The organism is Candidatus Cyrtobacter comes (genome assembly GCF_034470605.1).
Lineage (GTDB): Bacteria > Pseudomonadota > Alphaproteobacteria > Rickettsiales > Midichloriaceae > Cyrtobacter > Cyrtobacter comes.
On the sequence record NZ_JARGYT010000048.1, the window covers coordinates 1 to 9,518 of the forward strand.

7 protein-coding genes and 1 tRNA gene are annotated in these 9,518 nt (G+C 33.2%); 5 read left to right on the forward strand and 3 right to left on the reverse strand.

Annotated elements, in window-relative coordinates; all coding sequences use genetic code 11:
- The 3 genes from Cyrtocomes_RS03880 to Cyrtocomes_RS03890 form a co-directional block, all read left to right on the forward strand.
- Positions 1-2,236 (forward strand): hypothetical protein (locus Cyrtocomes_RS03880; protein WP_322497891.1); only part of this gene is annotated, 2,236 nt, incomplete at its 5' end.
- 157 nt (positions 2,237-2,393) lie between these two features.
- Positions 2,394-3,077, forward strand: a complete 684-nt coding sequence (locus tag Cyrtocomes_RS03885) for a phosphatidylserine decarboxylase (protein ID WP_322497892.1) — start codon at positions 2,394-2,396, stop codon at positions 3,075-3,077.
- A 143-nt stretch (positions 3,078-3,220) separates the two neighbouring features.
- Positions 3,221-3,294 (forward strand) — tRNA-Thr (locus Cyrtocomes_RS03890).
- 1,230 nt (positions 3,295-4,524) lie between these two features.
- Here the strand turns inward: Cyrtocomes_RS03890 and Cyrtocomes_RS03895 are convergent.
- The gene (locus Cyrtocomes_RS03895) at positions 4,525-5,739 is read right to left on the reverse strand and encodes a hypothetical protein (RefSeq protein WP_322497893.1); all 1,215 of its coding nucleotides are present in this window, start codon (positions 5,737-5,739) and stop codon (positions 4,525-4,527) included.
- A gap of 324 nt (positions 5,740-6,063) precedes the next feature.
- On the opposite strand from Cyrtocomes_RS03895, the gene Cyrtocomes_RS03900 reads away from it, so the two are divergent.
- Both Cyrtocomes_RS03900 and Cyrtocomes_RS03905 read left to right on the forward strand, forming a co-directional pair.
- Entirely contained in the window at positions 6,064-6,348 is a 285-nt protein-coding gene (locus Cyrtocomes_RS03900) for a hypothetical protein (protein ID WP_322497894.1), read from the forward strand.
- Positions 6,341-7,897, forward strand: coding sequence for a CTP synthase (locus tag Cyrtocomes_RS03905; protein WP_322497895.1), 1,557 nt, complete (start codon positions 6,341-6,343; stop codon positions 7,895-7,897). Before Cyrtocomes_RS03900 ends, Cyrtocomes_RS03905 begins: the two co-directional genes overlap by 8 nt.
- Before the next feature lie 305 nt (positions 7,898-8,202).
- Here Cyrtocomes_RS03905 and Cyrtocomes_RS03910 read toward each other — a convergent pair whose 3' ends face one another.
- Positions 8,203-9,243 carry a hypothetical protein gene (locus tag Cyrtocomes_RS03910; RefSeq protein ID WP_322497896.1) on the reverse strand — a complete coding sequence of 347 codons (1,041 nt, stop codon included), beginning with the start codon at positions 9,241-9,243 and terminating at the stop codon, positions 8,203-8,205.
- Positions 9,244-9,331: 88 nt separating this feature from the next.
- Positions 9,332-9,518: hypothetical protein (locus Cyrtocomes_RS03915; RefSeq protein WP_322497897.1), on the reverse strand; the 187-nt coding region annotated here is incomplete at its 5' end.

Here is a 9,518-nt window from a genome sequence, read left to right on the forward strand (position 1 = left end):
AAACCCATTCATTGAACGTTTTAATGTCGATCGGAAACAACCTTTTATCCATCTAAATACCATATTTATCGCCTCCAATATAATATTGCATCTTTTCCATTATTTGGCAAAACCTTTGTTAACAGTGCCTATGAGTATTTTATTAAATCTCATTCACGGTAATGTTAAGCAAAAAGGCATGTATGAGATACCGGCAACTGTAGGGTGGCTTTATAGTATAGAGCATATCGCAAAGTACAGACGTCAATTTCATCAAGAGGTTATAAATCTGGAATTACCTGTATTCGATATATACAAATCCATACCTGATCATGGAAGTAATTTTACGATTAGTAAAAAATTTCCGCGCAATTATATCATGAATTCTGTAAAGAAGAAAGGTACGGAAATGAAACTGGTGCAAGGTGGAGATATAATAAAAGAGGGTATTAAAAAATTTACTACCAAGAAAAATAGAACGATAGACAATGCTCATCATAATAACCAAGAGCAACAAACGAACCCATGGCAGCAAATAGAAAAAATAATCTCATTACTTGCTGAAAATGAGCCCAATACGTTAGCTAAGTCAGCTAAAATACCTTTAGTAAGCCATAAGATTTTAGATAAAAATATTGAAACTATAAGTTCAAGTAATGTGCGTTCTGATGTTTTGATTACAATTTTAGCTAGAGCTTCTGACTTTACAGGTTCTTTTAAGATAAAGCTTGGTAGTTCAGTAATTACAAAGCAGCATGAATCAATGCAAAATGATGATGAAGTGGTAAGGGGCGTTGAGGAAATAGAAGTATTAAATAAGAACAAAGATAGTATTCAAGAGGATGGAGATGTCGTTTTCAACTGGATAGAGATGCCATTCAAGTGGGTGGAGATGCTTGTTCAGAGGAGTGGAGATGCCATTCAAGTGGATAAGGGTAGTACTCAAGGAGATAGAGATGCCGTTCAAGAGGATAAATATACTGGTGGATTGCTTCGTGCTGCGGCAGAATTTGTTGCTCCTGCATTTGCCTGTGTTTTATGGAAGGGTGAGGTATTAGGGGCTTTATTAAAGGGGGGTATATTGCATGGTGCATCTATCTTTTTAGATAGAGTTGTCATAAAAAATATTAATATGGCCGTGCAGGAAGGCGCATCCGATGTACTTTTTGAATCAAAACAAAAAGGCAAAATATATGATAAACATAAAATTTACTATGAAAGCAACCCTTCTGCTTATTCTAGTTTAGCAGCTCATTTGTTCATGGGACTTACTGTTAGTGGGTTTATTAATGATGGTATGTTTAGATTTAAGGTAGACGGATATGAGCTTATGTTCAGATCTATAAAATGGTTAGCTATTACTGAAATGTCTAAATTAAAGCATACCAAAACTGATGGTATGAAGAAATTTGACCTATACTGCCCCGCCGGTTCTATCACAAAAGAATGTCAATATTCCTTAAAGGCTTCATTTGATAAATTTACTAACGTGACTTTTAATATCGAGCTTGGTAAATTTATTATAGAAGATACAGTATTAAGATACGGTGTTGATACGGTAGTTAGTGGGGGGGTGGCATTATGTTATGCCAATCCTATGGTTGCTGGTGTAACTATTATTGCGGGTGGCGCTGTCATAACAAATGAATTTTTTAGTTCTAATGTTGGTTATATTATGGCAGCTGGTTTGGTAATTTCTGTTATTGCTACCGCTGTCGTTATAGCTCCTGTAGCAGCAGCAGCACCTGTGGCGGCAGCACCTGTGGCGGCAGCACCTGTGGCAGCAGCTCCTTCTGTTACTACCATTCTTACCTCTATTGGCAGTGCTCTTATGACGACAGCTTATTTTACTGTAGCATTCATTGGTACTTACAATGTTGCGAGTTCCTTTTTGCCAGAGCATAAAACTATTTCGTTTAATGAAGTGAAAATTGACGGAATAATAATAGAGCATTTGAAAAGCCTTAATCAGAGTGATGCTTTAATTGAAAAATTTATGAAGCATAGCAATAAGTATGTTAAAGCTACTTTAGGAGATGATAAGTGCCCTGATGGGTATGTATTTAAAAAAGCATTCTATGATAAGGTAGAAGATACTGGTAAAGCAAAGGTGAATATTTGTATTGACATCCACTTTGGTACATTGAGTAATCTTCATGATATCGAAATAGAAGAATGTGGTTGGTTGGGTTTATGGTGCGGCCAAGTACCATCTGATCTTCAATCTGCATATTATATTTCTATGATGCACTTATAGCCATGTAGTTATATATTGCACCATGAAGTTGTACAATTTTTTATTATATATATGTCATATAAATTTATTCATACTTGCGACTTACGAGTTTTTTAGTATAAACTCCAGTTTGGTGTTATTGACTGCTATTTTTACTTTTTACTGAGTGGTTAGTTTAATGAATATTAGAATACATAAGGAGGGCTATGCCTTAATAGCGGCTTTTTTTATAGTTACTCTTGTCTTGTCTTTTTTTTCAAATTACTTGGCTATAATTGGGCTAATAGCCTCTGTTTGGTGTATTTTCTTTTTTAGAGACCCAAACAGGGTTGTTCCTATGCTGAGTGGTGTGGTGGTTAGCCCTGCAGATGGCGTAGTTCAATCCATAGTAGAGGGGGATATTCCACCTTTTGAGTTAGGCCTTGATCCTGATGTAAGGATGACTAGAATCAGCATATTTCTTGATGTTTTTAACGTGCATGTAAATAGAGCCCCTATTACTGGTAAGGTAGAGAAGGCTCATTATAGAAAAGGTAAATTTATTAATGCTTCTCTCGATAAAGCAAGTATTGATAATGAAAGGCAGTCTCTGTTATTTGGCCATGCGGATACTGGGTATAAGATACCTTGTGTGCAAATAGCTGGTTTGATAGCAAGGAGAATAGTCTGCGATGCATATGAGGGGGGTGAATTTCAAGTGGGTGATAGATTTGGAATAATAAGATTTGGTAGTAGGGTTGATGTGTATTTGCCGCAGGGTATAAGGCCAATGGTTCATGTTAATCAGACTATGGTTGGTGGTGAGACTATATTAGCTAATTTATTAGAGGAGGGTAAAATTATCCAATTTATTGAAAAGTAACCTAATAATCAGGAGTATTAGTTAGTGTATTTTTGTCTATTTTTCACTTTTCATACTTATATATTATGTGTGTATCTGTATAAAGGTATTTCTAGTGTTGATACTTTGTATATAGAAGGGGGAGGGGTATTTGTAAAATTAATGCCGTCATAGCTCAGGATGGTAGAGCAACGCATTCGTAACGCGTAGGTCGGGGGTTCGAATCCCTTTGACGGCACGGTTTATAAATAAAAAGAATATTATTATGAAATGATTAAATAGATAAAAAATGATAAAACACAGTAAATTTGCGCTACAAGAAAATTTTACTAAAAGTGAGATTAGATAGTTCTTATCTATGCAACAGAAACAGTGATTGAGCGCTGTAAAAAAGACAAATAGTATTCATTAGTGAAGTGGTATAAATTGAAAGTGGGTCGTTAAAAAGTAAGGAGATTGGCAATTTGAGTAACTTCATCTTTTGTTTAAATGGGGTATATAGCTGGGTTATTTGATGCGGAATACTTAATAATACTTCTTGTATTACAGCTTATGCTAATTTAACTTAAATAACTATAGCTGTTTTATTTGAGGTGATAGATAATACATTACAGCCTATGCTGATTCAGCTTAAATCACTATATATCCAGGAATTAAAACGCTAATAGAGACCGGTCTACCAAGGCAAAATTCATTATAACACGGAATTGTCTAAGAAGAGTTACTCAACAAAAGAAGGGAAATTTGAAAATTGCGCATTATCCAGCGAGCGCATTGGAAGAGATTTATTGTTATCAAAATCTTGCTTTGAAGATTAATCTGATTACTGCAATTTAATAATATAAAATTAAGCAAATAAGAGTTTCCGAATAGGTGTTTTTTTGCTTCTTTGAAAATATAGAGTTGCAGTAAAGCTTCTGAATTCATTGATAACCAGTGTAATAACAACTTTTGATTCTTTAAATAACATAAAATCATACAATTTAAAAAAGCAGTATATGCTTGCTTATCTATAACGTGTTTTTAAGATGTGCCTTTTCTTTTTTCCTGAGTAAATAGTGTTTTGACCTTTTTTGTCGCTAGTGTTGTTGCTTCTATAAGTGCAACTTCTACCACTCTTAAGAAATAAAGCTTCTTATTGATAGTGCAAAATCAGTGTATTATTTTTCTATCCATATAATCGGATCATATAGTTGGCTTACATGAAGTATATATTATTCCTGTATGCTCTAAAGCAATTAATAATTTCTATGCTTTTTCTATCTTTTTTGTAACTCATTAAAAATATCACTTCACTTAACTCTTCTTAGCCAATTTTTCATCTTTTTGCGGCTTCATCTTTGATCATTCTATAAAATCACTAGCTTGACCTCTCATACCTTTTTATTCGAGAATCTCATTTCCGAAGAGGTCTATTGTAAGAGGCGATATAAATTTTTTATTACTCAAAAACAATTGTCGTAGTGTTTTATATACTGGCGCGGCGCTCAGGTTTCTTTTTTGCATCTTTTGGTTTGTGTTCATATAACAATCGGCCGCCCGCCCTCTTCTTATAATCTGGAATGTTTGGGTCCTTTATAACAGGCGGCTCAATTAAATCCTGTTTTTGGTTATTAGCTTTGTTGTCTGGGCTAACTTGTGCTGTATTGGAATAAAACATGGCATTCAGTACTGTATATAGTGGTAAAAGTAAGAAAGCGAATATATCGCGTAACTTAAAAATCATCCGCTTTATAAAACCCGCTGGCTCTATCTGATCATCATGCTCTATTATTTTTGTTGGTTCTGGAAATTGCGTTGCTCTACTTGTGGTTATAGTTTTTTCCGCAATTGGCTCTTCTTTTTGGCTGATTTGCCAATCCGCTTCTATCTGCTTGACTATATTATCATCTTGCAACTCATTCGGTTGGATGCGCCAAAGGCCCATTATTTGGTTTAATCTTACTTGAGCAATATGCTTTAATTCTGGGGTTTTGATAGTAAATTGAACCTTGTCTATTCGTTGATCATTTTTGAAGTGATTTATATAGTCTACAATATTTTGAATTATTATTGGCCCGCAATCCCACCCATTCTTTCCTTTACCTTGTTGATCAATTTTATTTTCGCTGTGTAAAAAATCTTTATCAGTTACTTCTTTTCCTGGGAAAAAATTTTTAAATGCTTTTTTGATTTCATTGAAAATTTTTGCTTTTAAATCTTGATTGAAACTACCAAACGGATTATCCCAATTTATATTAAAGTTACTTAATTGATAATTGGGCTCTATCACTATATAAACCCAATGTCCGCCATATAGGATTGGTATGATAAATAGATTGAGTTGCACTGGATTTTCATGAGTTGACCAGAAGCTATATTTCTCTTTTGCCTTATGTATATCATGTATTAAATTTTCTGATTGAAATGTGTTATCATTATCATGTTTTGGATCTAAACTTTTTATAGATTGAACATTAAAGATGAATATACCTTCTTGATTTGGAGCGAAATAATCTCCTGGATCAACTATAGGGTCAAAATGCTTAAGTAATTTGCTTTTTAATGCAGATAACATGTTTGTAATATCTTGCATCCCATATAAATATTTCCTATTTTTATAATTTTCCTTGTCTAATATGCTACTATCTTCAAAATTACCCTCCATACCATATCTCCTATTTTCTTCCCTATTTTTTGGCATAAATTTCTAGTAAAAAATGCGTGAGTTAATATGCAATTGCTTGAAATAAAACTCACAAATAGCTTAATTTAGACACAATATAAGGCCAGATGCAACAAGATACTATTTTACCAACTTATGTGTCTAAGGTATTTTTATAGATAAGAAATTATTAGAATATTTATATTATAAATCAATAAGTATCTAATATATAGCAGCTCTAGCTGTGAATATATGTGAGTAGTTATTTTACCTGTTGCAGGTTGTGTTATAAGGTAATATAATCCGCGTGCTTGGGTTTGTGCAGTTAATTTATTTATTTAAATGCTAACTTTTTTAATTATAATGCAGCTTTGCTTGGTTTTCATAATTGTTGTAATAGCTATATTTAGTACTAGCTCTTCTGATGAGGGTGTTATAGGTTCTTCATCCACTAATCAAAATATGAAAATTAAGCCTAAGAAGGCTAAGATATGGTTTGTATTTGCTGCGCTTTTTATGATCAATAGCTTATTGATAGCAAAAGCAAATGTTAAAAAATCTGCTGTCACTATACAGCTTTTAGAGCAGGCTTCTAAAGATTCTTTTGAGCATATTGAATCAGTTGATAGTGTAGCTGCAGGTGACTAAATTTATATTTGTAACTGGTGGTGTAATTTCTTCTCTAGGTAAGGGGGTTACCTCTGCTTCTGTTGCTCTTCTTTTAAAATCAATGGGTTATAGGGTTTCAATCAAGAAGCTTGATCCTTACCTAAACACTGATTGTGGAATGATGAGCCCGTATCAGCATGGTGAAGTTTTTATTACTGGAGACGGTGGTGAGGTTGATATGGATTTCGGCCACTATGAGCGGTTTACTGGAAATAAATCATCTAAACAGGATAGTATAACGAGTGGAAAGGTTTATAAGGAGCTTTTTAAAAATGAAGCTGAAGGATTATACCTTGGCAAAACAATACAAGTTGTTCCACATGTTACACAAATAATAAAAGAGAGAGTAGAGGCACATACTGAGAATTTAGATATTTTGATATGTGAAATAGGTGGGACAGTAGGAGATATAGAAGCGCTTCCATATATAGAGGCTGCACGACAAATTGGTTATGAAAAGGGAGTGGAGAATGTTGCATATATTCATCTTACACTTCTTCCCTTTGTTAAAAGTGCTGGGGAATTTAAGAAAAAACCAACCCAACATTCCGTGAAAGAGCTGAGGTCTCTTGGTATACAGCCTACAGTTCTTATATGCAGATCTGAAAGTGAGGTTGAAAGGGACGTGCTAAAAAAAATCGCAATGTCAACTAGTATACTAGAAGAAAGTGTGGTCTTAGCCCCTGATCTAGATAGTATATATAAGATTCCTATGGAGTATTCTAGATCTAATGTTGTATCACAGATATTAAAACACCTAAAACTTAATTCCGAAGAGCGATTACCAGATCTTTCAAGGCTTGAGGAATTTTTATTCAAGATGCAAAATTATAAACACACTATTACTATAGGGTTAGTAGGTAAATATAGTGCATTAAAGGATTCATACAGATCTGTACTAGAAGCTATTGTTCATGCGGCTACGCATTTATCTTGTAAGGTTTATATAAAGTGGCTTGATCTTTCTGAAGGTTGTTCTTTTGATAACATTGATGGCTTTATAATACCTGGCGGTTTTGGTAATAGAGGAATACAAGAAAAAATGATGGCTATCAAATTTTGCAGAGAAAATAATATTACATGTTTTTGCATATGTCTTGGAATGCAGCTTATGGTTTTAGAAGTAGCAAATAATGTTCTTGGTATAGATGCTGTATCTAGTGAATTCTCTGATTCGGGAACGTTCGTGGTTGCCCCGGTTGATGATGAAAATCCATTGCCTAAAATGAAAATAGGTGAGCATGAATGCATAATAAATCCAAATAGTATTGCAGGTAGTGCGTATAATAAGAAAACCGTAATGGAGAGACATAGGCATAGATATGAAATAAATTTAGAATATGAGGGCTTATTCAGTGAGATATTTCTAATAAGTGGAAGGGCCCCATGTTCTAATATAGAAATAATAGAGCTTAGGGGGCATAAGTGGTTTTTAGGCACGCAATTTCACCCTGAGTTTAATTCTTCTTTTTTATCACCACATCCTTTATTTTCTTCATTTATAAAAAATATATTGGATAAGAATTGAGGGATAAATACACATATATGTTTAGAATTAGTCTAATAGCAAATGGTGGTGTTCGCTGATCCTTACTAAAGAACATGATAATGGTTAGCATTTTCCGATATTTGCTAAATCTTCAGCAATTTAGCGTTGACAGCATCGTAGCGATAGCCTTCCACCAAACTTAAATTAATAGCTATCCATAACGAACTCTGCAAAGATGTGCATGTTATAAAGATTGAGCGGTAATTTTTTATGATTCACATGAAAATATGAGTGCTATTTTTGCAATTTGATTTCAAAAATTGTCTAGGAAAAATTTAGCTTTATTATACTCTGATTGCCTGGTCCTGTTCATTTCGTCTTTTTGTTTCTAAGCTCTCTACAAAAGATTCGCTCCGTCTCGTAAAAGGTGGTTTTGTTGGTTTTTTTTGATGTTCAATTATTGTCAAAAGTAATTTTTTTATAATTTCTGTATCATCAATTTGTTTTGCGAATCCTTTAGTTAGCACAATACATTCCTCTCCACGTAAAAATTTATTGTGTGCATCTTGTAAAATTTCAGCTTTATTTTCTTTTAAGAAATTTACCCTCTTTTTTTCAAGTGTAGATAATAACTCTTGACCCACATCTTTAACATCTTTAAGTTTTTGCGCTTCTTCTATTAAGAATTTTTGAGTTTCTTGCTGTAAAACTATATGGAATTTTTCATCTAAAATTCTTATTGCACCATTTTCGCTGAGACCCATACTTTGTAAATCATCATAATATACTTCAATCTTAATTTTATCAGTACGCATAAATTGCATATAATGCTCTGCAAAACTTTGAATTCGATCAATCTTCGAAAGTATGTGCGCTACATTACTAAAATCTAGATGAGTTTTTATTTCGTTTTCAAAATATTGAAGTATTTTGCGAAATAATACATCTATCTCGTCTTGCTCGATGTTTCCTATTATAGGTTTCATTTGTTTTAAGAATATATCATCGATTGCAGAAGCAACGATCTTATCTGTAAAAATCACGTACTCTTTTAATATTAGTCTATAAAATTCTTCAATCTGTTCTTTAGTTGTTAAGTAAACAATTTTAGGTATATTATTTAAACCAATTTCTTTCCATGTATCTAAGGGGCCACCAGTAACGCTGCTTAAAATATCTTTAATCCTTTCTTTCTTAAAACCAGGTAATTGATCTAGAAAGATTGGCATATAAGTAGTATCTTTTGGCATTATAGGACTTCTATAATCTTCAAAAGAGCTGAAAAGTTTTATAGCTTTTAGTAATTTTCCTGGAGTTATAGCTAAATCATCTTTCCAGAGCTTTTTGCTATCTATTGAGTTTATTATTATAACATTACTTAGCACCTTTTTTTGATCTAATATATTCTGAATAAGGTGTGCGCTGCGCTCTTTAAGAGAGTCTAGAATATTTGAAAATAGCTCAACTTGTTTCTTATCTAAAGAGTATTCTGTAAAAATTTTCGTGTCTAAAAGCTCTACCCCTAGTGTTAGGCACTGTTAACAAAGGTTTTGCCAAATAATGGAAAAGATGCAATATTATATTGGAGGCGATAAATATGGTATTTAGATGGATAAAAGGTTGTTTCCGATCGACATTAAAACGTTCAATGAATGGGTTT

What these genes read in the sequence shown, in the direction of transcription:
- Cyrtocomes_RS03900 (WP_322497894.1), top strand. Translation starts at nt 6,064, where the DNA reads ATGCAGCTTTGCTTGGTTTTCATAATTGTTGTAATAGCTATATTTAGT.
- Cyrtocomes_RS03895 (WP_322497893.1), bottom strand. Translation starts at nt 5,739, where the DNA reads ATGCCAAAAAATAGGGAAGAAAATAGGAGATATGGTATGGAGGGTAAT.
- Cyrtocomes_RS03885 (WP_322497892.1), top strand. Translation starts at nt 2,394, where the DNA reads ATGAATATTAGAATACATAAGGAGGGCTATGCCTTAATAGCGGCTTTT.